General features: G+C 70.9%; 13 protein-coding genes. 4 read left to right on the top strand and 9 right to left on the bottom strand.

All coding sequences use genetic code 11. From position 1 onward, the window contains the following. Positions 1-15: 15 nt before the first annotated feature. Entirely contained in the window at positions 16-813 is a 798-nt protein-coding gene (erm, locus tag ACFT9I_RS04065; protein WP_382560360.1) for an ErmE/ErmH/ErmO/ErmR family 23S rRNA (adenine(2058)-N(6))-methyltransferase, read from the bottom strand. Between the two features lie 380 nt (positions 814-1,193). On the opposite strand from erm, the gene ACFT9I_RS04060 reads away from it, so the two are divergent. Next, entirely contained in the window at positions 1,194-1,610 is a 417-nt protein-coding gene (locus ACFT9I_RS04060) for a VOC family protein (protein ID WP_382560358.1), read from the top strand. Between the two features lie 60 nt (positions 1,611-1,670). Here ACFT9I_RS04060 and ACFT9I_RS04055 read toward each other — a convergent pair whose 3' ends face one another. From ACFT9I_RS04055 to ACFT9I_RS04045, 3 genes are read right to left on the bottom strand one after another with little or no spacing between them, the layout of a single operon-like run. Continuing rightward, a complete protein-coding gene (locus tag ACFT9I_RS04055) occupies positions 1,671-2,987 on the bottom strand; it encodes an ABC transporter substrate-binding protein (RefSeq protein WP_382560355.1) in 1,317 nt (438 codons plus the stop codon). Then, positions 2,987-3,826, bottom strand: a complete 840-nt coding sequence (locus ACFT9I_RS04050) for a carbohydrate ABC transporter permease (RefSeq protein WP_382560352.1) — start codon at positions 3,824-3,826, stop codon at positions 2,987-2,989. Before ACFT9I_RS04050 ends, ACFT9I_RS04055 begins: the two co-directional genes overlap by 1 nt. After that, positions 3,823-4,761, bottom strand: coding sequence for a carbohydrate ABC transporter permease (locus ACFT9I_RS04045; protein ID WP_382560350.1), 939 nt, complete (start codon positions 4,759-4,761; stop codon positions 3,823-3,825). Before ACFT9I_RS04045 ends, ACFT9I_RS04050 begins: the two co-directional genes overlap by 4 nt. 154 nt (positions 4,762-4,915) lie before the next feature. On the opposite strand from ACFT9I_RS04045, the gene ACFT9I_RS04040 reads away from it, so the two are divergent. Next, the gene (locus ACFT9I_RS04040) at positions 4,916-5,782 is read left to right on the top strand and encodes a phosphotransferase enzyme family protein (protein ID WP_382560348.1); all 867 of its coding nucleotides are present in this window, start codon (positions 4,916-4,918) and stop codon (positions 5,780-5,782) included. A 34-nt stretch (positions 5,783-5,816) separates the two neighbouring features. Here the strand turns inward: ACFT9I_RS04040 and ACFT9I_RS04035 are convergent, their stop codons facing one another. Then, a complete protein-coding gene (locus tag ACFT9I_RS04035; RefSeq protein WP_382560345.1) occupies positions 5,817-6,539 on the bottom strand; it encodes a 3'-5' exonuclease in 723 nt (240 codons plus the stop codon). A gap of 127 nt (positions 6,540-6,666) precedes the next feature. Next, positions 6,667-7,899 carry an SAV2148 family HEPN domain-containing protein gene (locus ACFT9I_RS04030; protein WP_382560343.1) on the bottom strand — a complete coding sequence of 411 codons (1,233 nt, stop codon included), beginning with the start codon at positions 7,897-7,899 and terminating at the stop codon, positions 6,667-6,669. A gap of 401 nt (positions 7,900-8,300) precedes the next feature. Here ACFT9I_RS04030 and glgX point away from each other — a divergent pair, with 401 nt between their 5' ends. Then, positions 8,301-10,424 (top strand): glycogen debranching protein GlgX, encoded by a 2,124-nt coding sequence (glgX, locus tag ACFT9I_RS04025; RefSeq protein WP_382560340.1) that lies wholly within the window; start codon positions 8,301-8,303, stop codon positions 10,422-10,424. Positions 10,425-10,606: 182 nt separating this feature from the next. Then, a complete protein-coding gene (gene treY / locus ACFT9I_RS04020) occupies positions 10,607-12,949 on the top strand; it encodes a malto-oligosyltrehalose synthase (protein ID WP_382560337.1) in 2,343 nt (780 codons plus the stop codon). A 102-nt stretch (positions 12,950-13,051) separates the two neighbouring features. On the opposite strand, the gene ACFT9I_RS04015 is transcribed toward treY, so the two are convergent. The 3 genes from ACFT9I_RS04015 to ACFT9I_RS04005 all read right to left on the bottom strand — a co-directional run bounded on the left by ACFT9I_RS04015 (position 13,052) and on the right by ACFT9I_RS04005 (position 16,464). Further along, positions 13,052-13,426 carry a VOC family protein gene (locus tag ACFT9I_RS04015; RefSeq protein WP_382560334.1) on the bottom strand — a complete coding sequence of 125 codons (375 nt, stop codon included), beginning with the start codon at positions 13,424-13,426 and terminating at the stop codon, positions 13,052-13,054. A 72-nt stretch (positions 13,427-13,498) separates the two neighbouring features. Beyond that, positions 13,499-15,712, bottom strand: coding sequence for an MMPL family transporter (locus tag ACFT9I_RS04010; protein ID WP_382560331.1), 2,214 nt, complete (start codon positions 15,710-15,712; stop codon positions 13,499-13,501). 203 nt (positions 15,713-15,915) lie between these two features. Next, positions 15,916-16,464, bottom strand: coding sequence for a DUF1707 and FHA domain-containing protein (locus ACFT9I_RS04005; protein ID WP_382560330.1), 549 nt, complete (start codon positions 16,462-16,464; stop codon positions 15,916-15,918). Positions 16,465-16,495: the final 31 nt, after the last annotated feature.

Here is a 16,495-nt window from a genome sequence, read left to right as displayed (position 1 = left end):
GCCCCCACCGTAACATCAAACGAGACGAGACGTCTCGTTCAGTTCTGAGTGCAGGGTCAGCCACGCCCCCGGCGGCACGAACGCGACGATCTCGGCGCGGTCGACGCGCGCCGCGTCGAATGCCGCGTCCAGCCGTCGGCGTGGGTGGCCGGCCCGGCGCAGTGACGCGTACAGCGACCCGCCGACCCCGGAGAAACCCACCTCCACCAGCCGCCGGTAGTCGGCGAGTCGGTCGGCCGGCAGCAGCGGGCGCGGGCGCCGCTCGACGCGCAGGATGCCCGCGTCCACGCGCGGCACCGGGCGGAACTCCCGCCGCCCGATCCGGCCGAGCAGCCGCCAGTCGAAGTGCGGCCAGGTCTCCACCGTCCGCAGCGACCAGCGCCCGAAGTCGCCGGTGCGCTTGCGGGCGTATTCGAGCTGGGTGATGAGCGTGGCGTCGGTCAGCGCGGGCGCGCGCAGACACCAGTCGACGATGTCGGCGGTACGCGAGAAGGGCACGTTGCCGACGACGGCGAAGGGTTCGCGGGGCGGCGGTACGGCGACGAAGTCCCGCTCGTACACCCGCACATGGGGTGTGGCCGCGAGGGCGGAGCGGAGTCCCGGGACGAGCCCGGGGTCGATCTCGTACGCGCGCAGCTCGCGGCAGTGCGGTGCGAGCGCGGTGGTCAACGCGCCTTTCCCGGGGCCGACTTCGAGCAGCAGCCCGGCGGGGTCGGGGCGGGCCGCGCGTACGAGGCGGGCCGCGGTGGCGGGGTCGGTGAGGAAGTTCTGCGAGAGCGTGCGGGATCGGTGCTGCTGCCGGCTGCGGGCCATGGCCTGCGTCCTGTCTCCTGAAAGGGCTTCGTGGGCAGACGAAGGCCCTGACCGGAGCAGGGTGGAGCGGCGCACCGATCACAGATCGGTGCGCGGGGGGACGCCGTATGTCAGCGGTCGAGGATCCCCGGTCCGGTCAGGGCGCCGGGGGTGCGCCGCAGCCGGGTGAAGGCGGCGACGGAGCCCCGGAAGGAGCGGGTCTCTACGATCGCCATGAAGTTGCTACCCATGCCCCGGACGCTAGACGAGCCGGATCGTCTCGCACAACCGGAATTACTTTCCGCCGGAAATGCAGCGGGACGCGGAGATCGGTCCGTAGGCTCCGACCTCGCTGTGGGACGTCCACCAGGGACGTACGAGGTACGAGGAGAGGAACGGTCATGGGACTGCCAGTGGTGCATTTCGAGATCGTCGGCGCCGACCCCGCGAAGTTGCGCGCCTTCTACGGAGAGCTGTTCGGCTGGGACTTCGACCTGGGGGACGCGAGCACGCCGGTGGTGTCGCGGCCGGGCGAGTACGGCTTCGTGTACGGCAGCGCGAATCCCGTGCCGGGTGAGGCCACGGACGGGACCGTGCCCAGCATCAACGGCGGGGTCGCCGGCGGGGCGGGCTTCCGGCCACAGGTTCTCTTCTACATCGGCGTACCCGACGTGGAGGCCGCGCTCCGGAAGGCGGAGGCGCTCGGCGGAACCCGCCGGATGGGCCCCGAGCCCGCGCACCCCGCGCCCGGCACCCTCGTGGTCGGGCACTTCGCCGACCCCGAGGGCAATGTCGTCGGGGTCGCCGGTTCGGCCTGAGCGACGGCCGGCGACCGGGAGGCGGCGCTCGCCGACCGGCGCCCGGCCGCCCGGCCCGGATCAGCGCTGATAGCGGGCCAGCACCAGATTGCCGTCCTTCACCAGCCGTTTCTCCAGCTCGGCGCGGTCGATCGAGCCGCTGTAGTACTCCTGGAGCGCCGGCGTCGCGACCTTGTCCTTCCACTCCGGATAGCCGCGCACCGACTGCGCGGGCGCCGGCAGCAGCTCGCGGGCGAGCGCGGCGCCCGTCGACCAGCCGTCCTTCTCGGTGTGCAGGGACGGGTCGGCGAGCGCCGCCGTACTGGTGGGCAGCATCCAGTCGCCCTGGGCGAGGCGGACCATGTTCTCGGGCTGGAGCAGGAAGTCGATGAAGGCGACGGCCTCTTCCTTGTGCCGCGTGTCCTCGGAGACCGACAGGGTCTGCGGGCTGACGCCCTGCGTCGCGCCGTCGGCCCCGGCGGGCGACGGCAGCACCGTCCACTCGAAGCCCTTCGGCGCCTGCTGGATGATCTGCTGCCGGTACGAGAAGCCGAGCGGCACCATCGCGTACTTCCCCCCGAAGAACCCCGGCAGCGTGTCCGAACCGCCCATGCCGAGCGTGGCACCCGACGCGCTGCCGTCGCTGTTGACCTGGTCGCGGATGACGGCGGGAACCTCGGCGTCGGCCTCGGTGTACAGAATCGTCACCTTGTCGTCCGCGCCCCGGTGGAAGAGCTGCCCGCCCGTGGACCGGCTGAGGTTGAGCGTCGCGGAGACCGGGTCCTTGAGCGGCCAGGCCACCCCGTACTCCGCCTGCCCCGCCCCCGGCTTCCGCCCCTCTCCCGCCGTGAGTTCCTTGGCGGCCGCCCTGAACTCGGCCCAGGTCCACGGCTTCTCGACCGTCGGGATCCGGACGTCGGAGGCTTCCAGGATCTTCTTGTTGGCGATCAGCACGCGCGGCTCCTGGAGGAACGGCACGCCGTACACCCCGTCGCCGAACTCCGTGGTCTCCCAGCTGCGCTCCGGGATGTCCCGCTTCAGCCGGTCGGGCAGCAGCCCGTCGAGGTCGGCGAGATAGCCGCCGTACGCGAAGTCGGCGAGGTCGTCGGAGGCGTCGTGGATGATGTCGGGCGCCTCACCGCCCTCGAAGGAGGTGAGCAGTTGGTCGTGGACGCTGTCCCAACTGCCCTGCACGTACTCGACGCGCACGTCGGGGTGGGCGGCGTTCCACTCCTTCACCAGCTCCTTGTTGACCTCGACCGACTCGTCCTGCCAGGCCAGGGACTGGAAGCGCAGGGTGATCCGCCCGTCCGCCGAATCGCTGTCGGAGCCCGAGCAGCCGGCGAGCAGCAGTCCGAGGGTGGCCGCGGCGGCCACCCACCTTGCTCTGGTACGCATCAGGTCTTCACCGCCCCGGCGAGCATGCCGCCCGTGATCCGTCGTTGGATGATCGCGAAGATGACGAGCGAGGGGATCGTCGCGAGGAACGCCGCCGCCGCGAGCGGTCCCAGGTCGGCGACGCCCTCGGCGCCGAGGAAGTGGGTGAGGATCACCGGCAGCGTCTGCTTCTCCGGGCTCTTGAGCAGGACCAGCGCGAAGAAGAACTCGTTCCACGCCGTGATGAAGGCGAACATCGCGGTGGCGACGATGCCCGGCGCCAGCAGCGGGGCCGTGACCGAGACGAGCGTACGGAGCCGGCCGGCGCCGTCGACGGCCGCCGCCTCCTCCAACTCGGCCGGTACGGCCCGTACATAGCCGACCAGCATCCAGAGCGCGAACGGCAGGGACCACACCACGTACACCATGATCAGCCCGAACAGCGAGTTGATCAGATGGAGGTTCTTCAGCACCAGGAAGAGCGGGATGATCACCAGGACGAACGGGAACGCCTGGCTGATCACGACCCAGCCGGTCGCCGCCGTCGCGAGCCTGCTGCGCTGCCGGGCCATCACGTACGCCATCGGTGTCGCGATGACGACGGCGATCAGCGAGGCGGAGAGCGCGACGGTGAGGCTGTTGCCGGCGGCCCTGAGCAGGGGCTGCTCGTCGAACGCCTGCCGGAAGTTCTCCAGGGTCGGGCTGTCGGGGATCCAGGTGGGGTGCAGACTGCCCAGCTCACGCGCCGGTTTGAAGGCGGTGGAGATCAGCCACAGGAACGGGAAGGCGAGAAAGACCAGATAGCAGAGGAGCGCGAGATACTGCCCGGCGCGCGCCGGTCTGCTGGTGCGGAGACTCATTTCTCCTCCCCCGACTTGAGACGTCCCACCAGGTAGAAGGCGAGGAGGACGGAGATCACGGCGACCATGACGCAGCCCATGGCGGCGGCGTAGCCGAACTGGCCGTAGCGGAAGGCCTCTTCGTAGGCGAAGAGCATGGGCAGTCGGGTACGGCCGCCGGGTCCGCCGCTGGTCAGCACGTAGACCAGGGCGAAGGAGTTGAAGTTCCAGATGAAGTTGAGCGCCGTGATGGCGAGGGCGACCGGCTTGAGCGCGGGCCAGGTGACGGTACGGAACCGGCGCCAGGCGCCCGCGCCGTCCAGCGCCGCCGCCTCGTGCAGTTCGTCCGGGGTGTTCTGGAGCCCGGCGAGCAGGGCGACGGTGGTCTGCGGCATACCGGCCCAGATCCCGACGACGATCACGGCGGGCAGGGCGGTGGCGAGGCCGGTGAGCCAGTCGCGGCCGTCGCCGAGGCCGAAGTCGCGGATGGTCTCGTTGAGGATTCCGGCGTCGGCGTTGTAGACGAGGCGCCACATGATGCCCACGACGACCTCGGGCATGGCCCAGGGGATGATCGCCAGCGCCCGCGCGAGCCAGCGGAAGCGAAGCCGCTGGTTCAGCAGCAGGGCGAGGCCGAGCGCGAGCACGAACTGCGGAACGGTCACGCCGACCGCCCACAGCAGACCGATCCGGAAGGACTCCCAGAAGAGCGTGTCGTGGTACAGGTCCTGGAAGTTGAGCGTCCCGATCCACTCGGTGGGCTCGGTGCGGCCGGACTGCGCGTCGGTGAAGGCCAGCGTGATGCCGTAGAGCAGGGGGCCGACGCTGAGGACGAGGATCGGTATCAGGGCCGGCAGCACCAGGAACCAGGCACCGCGGTCGACCACCTTCTCCCGTGGCCGCCCGCCCTCCGGTGTTCTCTTGCCTGACCGCGCCTTTGCGGTCGCCAGTGTCACGGATTCGGCTCCTTCGGGCGGCTTTGTGGGGATGGCCGCCCGAGGGGGTGTCTTGCGGCCCCCGTCATCGTGCTGACGAGCGGTGCGTTCGTCAAGCCAACCTGCGTGAATGCGAGACTGGGACCACGAACGGCAGGACAGAGGGAGAGTTTCGATGGACGAGGCACGGGCGCGCGCCGTACTGGACGCCACGGGCCTGCCGGCGCGCGACGCCGAGCTGCTGGCGCTGGGCGAGAACGCGGTCTTCGGCGTCGGCGACCTGGTCGTCAAGGTCGGCCGGAATCTCGCCGACGCGCCCGAGCTGCTGGAGCGTGCCGAGCGTGAACTGGCCGTCGCCGACTGGCTCGCCGAGAACGGCGTCCCGGCCGTCCGGGCGGCCGAGCCCAAGGTCCGTACGGTGGACGGCCACCCGGTGACGCTCTGGCGGCGGCTGCCCGACGCCGTACGCCCCGCCGGCCCGGCCGATCTGGCGGCCCTGCTCCGCCTCGTCCACGCCCTGCCCGCGCCGCCCTTCGAGCTGCCCCGCAGGGAACTGCTCGGCGGCGTGGAGCGGTGGCTGCGGCTCGCGGGCGACGCGATCGACCCGGCCGACGCCGGCTATCTGCGCGAGCGCAGGGACGGCTTCGCCACCGCCGCCGCGGCGCTCACGCCGCACCTCACGCCCGGCCCGATCCACGGCGACGCGCTCCCCCGGAACGTCCATGTCGGCCCGGACGGACCGGTCCTGGTCGACCTGGAGACCTTCTCCACCGATCTGCGCGAGCACGACCTGGTGGTGATGGCGCTGTCCCGTGACCGGTACGGCATGCCCTCGGAGGCGTACGACACCTTCACGGACACCTACGGCTGGGACGTACGCGACTGGTCCGGCTGCGCCGTGCTGCGCGGCGCCCGTGAGACGGCGAGCTGCGCCTGGGTGGCGCAGCACGCCCCGACGAACCCGAAGGCGCTCACGGAATTCCGCCGCCGGGTCGCGTCGCTGCGCGACGGTGACCCCGAGGTCCGCTGGTACCCCTTCTGACGGCCCGGCGGGTGGTCGCAGGACCTGAGCCGGCTCAGCCCGCCGCCGGCACCAGCTCCCGCAGCGGCCAGTCCGCGTTCACCACCGCGTCCGTGTTGCCCTTGCGGCGCAGGAAGCTCTGGAAGTCGGCCGCCCACTCCGCGTACCAGGCGATCTGCTGTTCGTGCAGCGCCGCCGCCGTCAGGGACGCGACCTGGCGGTGGCGGCCCGCTATCGCCGTCGCCACCCGCACGGCGGCCAGCGCGTCCGCGCCCGCGTCGTGCGCGGTGTCCAGCACCACCCCGTACTCGGTGCAGACCGCCTCCAGATTCCGCTTGCCCCGCCGGTACTTGTCCACGGCGCGGTCGATCGTGTACGGATCGATCACCGGGCCGATCCGCCCGTCGCCCGTCCGGTCGTTCAGCGACGGCAGCCCGTGCCGCGCCAACTCCGCCGCGAGCAGCGTCAGATCGAACGACGCGTTGTACGCCACGACCGGTACGCCCCGTGTCCAGTAGCCGGCGAGCGTCGCGGCGATCTCGTCCGCCACCTCACGCGCGGGCCGGCCCTCCGCCGACGCGCGCTCGCTGGTGACCCCGTGGATCGCCGACGCCTGCTCCGGGATCCGGATGCCCGGGTCCGCCAGCCAGTCCCGCCGCTCCTCCACCGCACCGTCCCGTACCGCGATCACCGCGGCGGTCACGATGCGCGCCTCCAGCGGCTCCGTACCCGTCGTCTCCAGATCGAATCCGACCAACGGCTCCCCGTGCCAGCCCATCCCGGTCCTCCTTCATGCTTCTCCCCGTTCGACATTCACCTTCGCACGCGGCACTGACAACGCCGGATTGAGCGAGCCTTGACGCGGCTTCAGCGCGTCGTCACACGTCAGCCGGATGTCCACGGCGTCAGGAGACGGGGCGGGAGTCGGCCCACACCGACTCGAACTCCTCGCGGTAGGTCTGGAACAGCCCGTGCTCCATGTCCTGGCCGACCCGCACCACGTCCCGCCCCGCACCCCGCAGCACCAGCACCGGCGCCTCCATGCCGCGTGCCCGTCTCAGATACGACTGGACGACCGCCAGCCCGTCGGCGCCGTCCCCGTCGACCAGATACGCGGTGAAGCGCGGGGTCTCGTCGAAGACATGGATCTCGAAGGCGCCCGGGTCGCGGAGCCGGGAGCGGACCCGGCGCATATGGAGGATGTTCATCTCCACGGAGCGGCTCAGCTCGCCCTTCTTGAGACCCAGTTCGCGCTCCCGGCGCTTGACCGAGCTGCTGGCCGGGTTGAGGAAGAGCAGCCGTATCCGGCAGCCGGACTCGGCGAGCCGGACGAGGCGCCGGCCGGAGAAGTTCTGTACGAGGAGGTTCAGGCCTATCCCGACCGCGTCGAGGCGCCGGGCGCCCCCGAACAGGTCCTCGGCGGGGATCTGCCGCTGGAGCCGGACCCGGTCCGGGTGGACGGAGACCACGTCCGCGTACCGGTCGCCGACCAGGTCCTCCACGGCGTCCACCCTGAGCCGCTCGGCGGACGGCACGGGCGTCCCGTTGCCCAAGATCTCCAGCAGCCGCGCCGACGCCCGCTCGGCCTGCGCGAGGACGGCCTCGGACAGCGCCCGGTTGCGGGAGACGACGTTACGGGCCACCTCCAGCTCGTCCAGGGCCAGCTCGACGTCCCTGCGGTCGTCGAAGTACGGCTGGAAGCCGGGCCAGTGCTGGACCATCAGCTCCCGCAGTTGCGGGAGCGTCAGGAAGCTCAGGACGTTGTCGTCGGCCGGGTCGAGCAGATAGCCCTTACGCCTGGAGACCTCGCGGACGGCGACGGCGCGCTGGACCCACTCCTGCCCCGCCGGTCCGGCGGCGGCCACCACCCAGTCGTCGCCGTGCACCGGCTCGTAGATGGGCTTGAGGATCGCCGAGACGACCGCACGAAGCCGTTGTTCGACCAGATTCAGCCAGATATAGGCCCGGCCGGCCCGCTGGGCGCGCGTGCGCACCTCGGTCCAGGCCTCAGGGCCCCAGTCCAGTTCCGCCCCGATCTCCATCGGCCGTGCGAGGGAGACCGCTCCGGGCGGGATGTCGCCGGAAACCCCCTCGTGACCTGGGTCACCTGGGGGTAGCTCCAGCCCTCCCGAGCTCACCCGCGCACCGCCTTCCCTCCCCTTTCAACGATCAAGGAAGGGTACTGCGCAAACGGGAGGAGACGCAGCCGGATGCACAGGCTCGTTTCTCAACTCCCCAGGCGCGGCCGGACGTTCTGTGTGCCGATCTCGGCCGGAGTGGGATGATTCATAGCGATTGGGCCTGGTGACGGATGGTCGGCTGAGGGGCGGCGTATGGTCTGAATCCGGCCATATACGACGTCAGGACACGGTCCGGCAACGGGGTGGTGCTCCGGGAACCCGAAGTTGACCCGCCGGGTCGGCCCGACTGCTTCCGGCCCGGCTTCGGCGACGGCCTCCTAGGAGGTTGCGCCTCTTTCGGGGAGTATCTGATCGAAGAAAGCCCCAGCACCCGGATCAGAAGTGGAAGAGTCATATCTATGCAGGTCTGGCCGGGACAGACGTATCCCCTCGGCGCCACGTACGACGGCGCCGGAACCAACTTCGCGGTCTACTCAGAGGCCGCGCACCGGATCGAGTTGTGCCTCCTGCACGACGACGGTTCAGAAACGGCGGTGGAGCTCCGCGAGACAGACGCCTTCGTCAGGCATGCCTACCTGCCGGGCATCATGCCCGGTCAGCGGTACGGCTTCCGGGTCCACGGGCCGTACGCGCCCGAGAACGGGCAGCGCTGCAACTCGGCGAAGCTGCTCCTGGACCCGTACGCCCGCGCGATCAGCGGCAGCATCGACTGGAACGAGTCGGTGTACGGCTACCACTTCGGCAAGCCGGACTCGCGCAACGACATGGACTCGGCGCCGCACACGATGACGGCCGTCGTGGTCAACCCGTACTTCGACTGGGGCGACGACCGCCGCCCGCGGACCGACTACCACCGCACCGTCATCTACGAGGCCCATGTGAAGGGCCTGACGATGCTGCACCCGGATCTGCCGGAGGAGCTGCGCGGTACGTACGCGGGGCTGGCCCATCCGGCGGTGATCGAGCATCTGACCGAGCTGGGTGTCACCGCGCTGGAAATAATGCCGGTGCATCAGTTCGTCAACGACCACCGGCTGGTGGACGCGGGCCTCAACAACTACTGGGGCTACAACACCATCGGCTTCTTCGCCCCGCACAACACCTACGCCTCCTGGGGAGACCGGGGCGAGCAGGTGCTGGAGTTCAAGCAGGCGGTGAAGGCGCTGCACGAGGCGGGCATCGAGGTGATCCTCGACGTGGTCTACAACCACACGGCCGAGGGCAATCATCTGGGCCCGACGCTCTCCTTCAGGGGCCTCGACAACGCCTCCTACTACCGGCTCGGCGCCGACAACCCGCGCTACTACACGGACACCACCGGCACCGGGAACTCGCTCCTGATGCGCAGTCCGCACGTGCTCCAGCTGATCATGGACTCGCTGCGGTACTGGGTGGAGGAGATGCATGTCGACGGCTTCCGCTTCGACCTCGCCGCGACACTCGCCCGCCAGTTCCACGAGGTGGACCGGCTGTCGTCGTTCTTCGACCTGGTCCAGCAGGACCCGGTGGTCAGCCAGGTGAAGCTGATCGCCGAGCCGTGGGACGTGGGCGAGGGCGGTTACCAGGTGGGCAACTTCCCGCCGCTGTGGACCGAGTGGAACGGCAAGTACCGCGACACGGTCCGCGACCTGTGGCGGGGCGAGCCGCGCACCCTGGCGGAGTTCGCGTCCCGGCTCACCGGTTCGTCCGATCTGTACCAGGACGACGGGCGCCGCCCGCTGGCGTCCATCAACTTCACCACCTGCCACGACGGCTTCACCCTGCACGACCTGGTCGCCTACAACGACAAGCACAACGAGGCGAACGGCGAGGGCAACAGGGACGGCGAGAGCCACAACCGCTCGTGGAACTGCGGGGCGGAGGGGGAGACCGACGATCCGGAGGTGGTGGAGCTGCGCGACCGTCAGGTGCGCAACTTCATCGCGACGCTGATGCTGTCCCAGGGCGTGCCGATGCTCAGTCACGGTGACGAGTTCGGCCGTACGCAGGGCGGCAACAACAACGCGTACTGCCAGGACAACGAGGTCGCCTGGGTGCACTGGCCCGAGAAGGGCGACGAGAAGAACAAGGGCCTGCTCGCCTTCACCCAGACCATGGTCTGGCTGCGGCGCGACCATCCGGTGTTCCGGCGGCGGCGGTTCTTCCACGGCCGTCCGGTGGAGGGGACGCACGACGAGCTGTCGGACATCTCGTGGTTCACCCCTGAGGGTGAAGAGATGATCCAGGGCGACTGGGACGCGACCGACGCGAAGGCCATGTCGGTCTTCCTGAACGGGCAGGCCATCTCGGAGCCGGGGCCGCGTGGCGAGCGGATCTCGGACGACTCGTTCCTGCTGATGTTCAACGCGAGCGCGGAGACGCTGGAATTCGCCGTGCCCGCGCATCACGGCAGCCAGTGGCGGATCGTCGTGGACACGGCCCGGCCGGAGGGCGTGCCGCCGGGGGACGGTCCGAAGGTGGACGCGGGCGAGCGGATCACGATGATCGGCCGCAGCATGACCGTGCTGATGCGGCAGGTGTGACCGGGACCGGGGCGGGGTGCGGGTCCGTGCCCCGCCCCGGTCGTGCCCGCCCCTCGGGCGGGCCCGGGCAGGTCTCCGGGCAGGTCTCCGGGCAGGTCTCCGGGCGGGCCCCTGGTCGGGCCGGGCTGCCGAATGCATGAGCGGATGACACAGAAGCCGCTCAGCGGGGTACGTACGTTCGCATGACGCCCTCTGCCACCTACCGACTCCAGCTCCAGCCGGACTTCCCCTTCGCCGCCGCCGCCAAGGCGGTGCCGTACGTGGCCGCGCTCGGGGTCTCGCACCTCCATCTGTCACCCGTGCTGGAGGCCGTACCGGGCTCGACCCACGGATACGACGTCGTCGACCACTCGCGCGTGCGCGCCGAGCTGGGCGGCGAGGAGGGGCTGCGGAAGCTGGCCGACCGGGCCCACGAGTACGGGCTCGGGATCGTTCTCGACATCGTGCCCAACCACATGGCGACCGCGCCCCGGCACAACAGGGCCCTGTGGGAGGTGCTGCGGGAGGGTCCGGCGTCCCCGTACGCGCGGTGGTTCGACATCGACTGGGAGGCGGGCGGCGGGAAGTTGCTGCTGCCCGTGCTGCCGGGGCCGGTGGGTGGTGAACTGGCCGGACTGCGGGTCGAGGACGGCATGCTGCACCACGGCGAGCAGAGCTTCCCGCTCGCCGCCGGCACGGAGGAGCTGCCGCTGCCCGCGCTCCTCGACGCCCAGCACTACCGGCCCGCGTGGTGGCGGCTGGGACGCACCGAGCTGAACTACCGGCGTTTCTTCACCATCTCCGAGCTGATCGGCGTGCGGGTGGAGGACCCGGAGGTCTTCACCGCGACCCATGCCAAGATCCTCGAACTCGTACGGGACGGGGTCGTCGACGGTCTGCGGATCGACCATCCGGACGGACTGGCCGACCCGGAGGCGTATCTGCGCCGCCTCAACGAGGCCACGGGCGGGGCCTGTTGGACGGTCGTGGAGAAGATCCTCACCGGTGACGAACCGCTGCCCGCGAGCTGGCCGGTGGCGGGCACGACAGGGTACGACGCGCTGCACCGTATCGACGGGCTGTTCACCGATCCGGTCGGCGCCGACGAACTGGCGCAGCGCTTCCGGGACTTCACCGGGCCCGCGGGCGACCGGGGCGGCTACTGGGAAGCGACCGTGCGGCGCGCGATGTACAAGGTCGTCATCGACGAACTGGCCGCCGAGACGGGGGCGCTGGCCCGGATCGCGGAGCGGATCTGCGCGGCGGACGTCACGTTGCGCGACCACGCGCCGTGGGCGCTGCGGACGGCGATCAGGGAGCTGCTGGTACGGGTGCCCGTCTACCGGCCCTACACGGTCGCGGGCGGCCCCTGCCGGAAGTCAGACGAGGCCGCGGTGTCGGAGGAGGCGGCGCGGCAGGCGAAGGCGGCGTTCGCGGTACCGGAGGAGGCGGCGGCGGTCGACGTCGTACGGGAGTTGGCCCTCGGCAGGCTCGGCGGCGGCCCCGACCGGACCGCGTTCTGCGCGCGTTTCGCCCAGACGTCGTCCGCGCTGCGCGCCAAGGCCGTGGAGGACACGGCGTTCTACCGCCATGTGCCGCTGCTGTCCGCGAACGAGGTCGGCGGCGATCCGGGGCGGCCCGCGGTGAGCCCGGAGCGCTTCCACGACTACTGCGCGCGCCTCGCCCGCGACTGGCCGGCCACCGGCACCGTACTGACCACGCACGACACCAAGCGCAGCGCGGACGTACGGGCCAGGATCAGCGTCCTGTCCGAGTGCCCCGAGCGGTGGGACGCGTTGCTGCGCCAGTTGGCGGGGGTCGCCGCGCCGGACGCCCAACTGGCCTGGCAGGCCTGGCAGACGGCGATCGGCTTCACCCCGGCGGAGGCGCCGCCGGACGGCGCCAGGATGGAGCCGGCGCTGCTGAAGTCCGTACGGGAGGCGGGGCTGCACACCAGCTGGACGGAGCCGGATCCGGTGTACGAGCAGGCGGTACGGGACTTCGTCGCGGCGGGCCCGGCCGGCCGGCCGCGCGAGGCGGTGGCCCGGCTCACCCGTGAACTCGCCCCGTACGTAAGGGCGAACACGCTCGGCGCGGCGCTGGTCCATCTCACGATGCCGGGCGTGCCGGACATCTATCAGCGGACGGAGCGGGAGTATCTGGCCCTGGTCGACCCGGACAACCGCGAACGCTTCCGTACGGGCCCGCCCGACGAGAAGACGGTGCTGACGGTGGCGGCCCTGCGACTGCGCCGCGAACGCCCGCACGCCTTCGCGGAGTCGGCCACGTACACACCGTTGACCGCGACGGGCCCGGCGGCCGACCACTGCACCGCGTTCTCCCGCTCGGGCGAGGTCATCACGGCGGTCACCCGGCTGTCCCTGCGCCTGGCGGCGGCGGGCGGCTGGTCGGGCACGGTGCTGGAACTCCCGGCGGGCCGCTGGACGGACGCGCTGTCCCCGGACCGCGAGTTCCCGGGCGGCCCGATCTCCCTGACGGAGCTGCTGTCGGCGAGCCCGGTGGCGCTGCTGTCCCGCCGCGAGTAGCGGTGCGGGCGCCCCCCACCACGCGGGCGACGGCGTGGGAGGGGGGTACTCGGCGTCCATCTCGTCGGGCCGAACGTCTCTGATGCCGTGTGACGATCCGCCTCAGGGCGCCGCGGGGGCCTGGAGGATCTGGAGGTAGTTGCCGACCGGGTCCGAGACGGTGGAGAAGATCCACCCTCCCCCGACGTCCTCGACCGGCCGCACCCAGGTCACTCCGAGGGTGTTGAGGTGCTTCTCGGCCGCTCGGATGTCGCGCACCGTGATGTTGATCAGGTGCCTCCCGGGCTCCGCGGCCTTGTCCGCGACGTCGTCACGCCGGTCGAAACCGATGATCGTCTCCTGTCCGACGACAAGCATGTGCTCGTCCCAGCGGGCACCCAACGGCTCCAGCGCGGCGCGATACCACTCGATGAGCGGTTCGGGGTCCGTGCTGCCGAGGATGACGCCGAGTCCGGTGATGTTGCTCTGGGCTGCCATGAGGTGTGCCTCCCTCTTGTCCATGCGTCCGATACGCACATACAAGGTCATGACCGTCCGCGGCGGCGGAAATCATCGGTCCCCGCGCGCCGCCGCACCGGGCACCGCTCCGGACGGCACCGGAGCCGGCGCCGGGGCCACCTCGCGCAGCCGCTCCGGCTTGGCCGGCCACCACACCCGGTCGCCCAGCAGCGCCATCGCCGACGGCAGGATCAGCGCGCGCAGCACGATCGCGTCGAACAACACGGCCACCGTCAGCCCGACGGCGATCTGCTTCATCTCGATCCGGTCGATGAACAGGAAGCTGACGAAGACCGAGACCATGATGACCGCCGCGCTCGTGACGACACTCGCCGAACCGGCTATGCCTTCGACCACCGCCTCCCGTGTCGGCACCCCGCGCCGCACCCGTTCCCTGATCCGGCTCACCACGAAGATCTGGTAGTCCGTCGAGAGCCCCACCAGGATCGTGAAGATCATCAACGGGTTGCGGGAGCCGACGAAGCCGGTGGAGTCGAAGCCGAGCAGTCCCTCGGCCCACGTCCCCTGGAAGACCAGCGCGAGGACACCCCAGGAGACCGCGACGGCTGCCACGTTGAGCGCCACGCCCAGCAGGGCCAGGACGACGGAGCGGAAGGCCGCGTACATGATGACCAGGGTGGTGAGCGAGACGAGCACGATCACCCAGGGCAGTCGCCCCTCCTGGTGGGCCGCGTAGTCCACACCGCCGGCGGTCTCCCCGGAGACGGCGGTCTCGGCGCCGTCGACCCGCCCGACCGTCGCGGGGACGAGTACGTCCCGTACGCGCGTCAGCGAACGCTTCGCCTCGTCGGAGTTCTGCGTGTACGGAACGGGCAGCCGCAGCAGGGCCGTTCGGCCGTCCTTCGACACGACGGGCTTCGGCGGACCGCCCTGGGCGAAGAGCGGATCACCCTGGGTGTGGGCGGCGAGCTGCCGCAGCCCTGTCCGTGCCTCGTCGGCGTGCGCGTCGTCCGTCCTCACGAGGACGAGATGCGCGATTCCCCGGGCGGGATACGCCTCCGTCAGCTTGTCGTACGCGGCGACCGACGGGACGCTGTCCGGGAAGGTCTCCTTGCCCTCCGTACCCATGACCAGGCCCAGCGCCGGCAGCGCGAGGGCCGCTGTCGCCGCGACGCCAGCCATGAGGGTGAGAAGCGGCCTGCGCATCACCGGGCGCAGCATGGCCGTCCACATCCGGGAGCCGTCGGCGCCCGGACGTCCGGCGCGGCGGCTCTTCCTGCCGTCCGTCCGGGGGCCGAGCTTCGCGAGCAGCGCGGGCAGTACGGTCAGTGACGCGGCGACGGCGACGAGCGTCGCCAGGATCGCGCCGGTGGCGATGGACGAGAAGATGACGTCGTCCACGACGTAGAGTCCGCCGAGCGCCAGGACGACGGCGAGTCCGGAGTCGACGACCGCGCGCCCCGAGGTGGCGGCGGCCAGCTCCACGGCGGCGACATGGCTGATGGTGCCGCCGGACCGCTCGCGCTCCTCCCTGGCCCGCTTGAGATAGAAGAGCGAGTAGTCGACACCGACGGCCATGCCCAGCATGAAGACGACGCTGATGACCGCGCCGCCCGCGTCGGGGAAGACCCAGGACGCCAGCCCGTACAGCCCGATGGCGCCGCCGATCGCGGAGACCGAGAGCAGCAGGGGGATCCCGGCCGCCAGGACGGTGCCGAAGACGACGAACAGGATGATGAACGTGATCGGCAGACTGATCATCTCGGTCCGCTGAAGGTCGGTCCCCTGCTTGTCGTTGACTCCGTTGGAGATGGAGGCGCTACCGGTCTGTTCGATCGTCAGACCGGGGTGTGCGTCGCGTACGGCCTCGGTCTGCGCGAGCAGCGCGTCGACGTCGGTCTTGGCGGTCTCCTTGTCGCCGCGCAGGGTGACGGTGACCAGCAGCGACCCGCCGTCCTTGGAGGCGACCGGGCCGGCGACGGACACGACGGCCGGCAGCTTCTCCATCCGCTGCTCGACGGCGCCGGATGCGGCCCGTGCGGCCCGGGTGTCGAGCGGCCCCCCGCGCGAGGTGATGAGCACGTCCTCCTGGGGCGCGGGGGTGAGACCACTGTGCTGGGCCATGGCCTCCGCGCGGCCCGCCTCGCCCACCCAGAAGTCCTCGAACTTCCCCTTGTTCGTGCCCGCGGCGGCGCCCGCGCCGACGCAGAGCGCGAGGAACACGACCCACCCGACGACCGCGCGCCATGGGTGGGTCGCGCACCAGCGCGCGACCCTGACGGTGAACTGCTCTCTGCCCGACATGGCGGGCACCTCCCCCTGGACGAACCTGATCCGCTGTTGATGATCAGGTTCCCGCCCGGGGTGTATCCGGGTCACTGGGGTACACCGCAGAACCTGCCTGTGGTTTTCCCCAGCAGGCGGCTACGGAAAGCCGCTGGGTGGGCGGTTCGGCGGGCCGCTCGGCGCGCGGTTCGGCGCGGCACCGGCGCCGCGAGGGGCGCCGTTCAGTTCGCCGCGAGCCGGTAGCTCAGCTGGCCGAAGCTCACCATGTCGCCGTCGCGCACCACGACGGTCCCCGTCACCCGGCGCCCGTTGACCGTCGTGCCGTTGGTCGACCCCAGATCCCGCAGGATCCACCGCCCGCCCTGCATACCCAGCTCGGCGTGGAGCCGGGAGACGGTGTCGTGGCTGAGCCGTAGCCCGTTCATCGGGTCGCGGCCGATACGCAGCGGAATCGGGCCAGGGTCGGGCAGCAACAGCTTCGGCAGCCGTTCGACCTGCCAGGCCCTGCGCAACCGTACGGAGAACGCGGACGCCCGCCCCACCGCGCCGAACAGCCGCCGTGTCCAGCGGCCGTCGGTGTCCAGGTCGGCCGTGAGCACCTGCAGCTCGTCGGACCTGCGCGCGGCCAGCGCGAGATCCATGCGGCGGATGAAGGTGTCGTGGGACAGCTTGCCCTGTGCCGCTCCTTCTCTCAGGACCGCGAGCACACGGTCGCGCTCGGCGTCGGAGAGCCGCGCGGGATACGTGTGGAACTCGAACGAGGACGTCACATGACTGATTGTCGGGCCGAGTCGGTGAGGT

The sequence above is a fragment of the Streptomyces sp. NPDC057137 genome (assembly GCF_042670825.1).
GTDB lineage: Bacteria > Actinomycetota > Actinomycetes > Streptomycetales > Streptomycetaceae > Streptomyces.
This window is presented reverse-complemented; position numbering and strand designations above follow the sequence as displayed.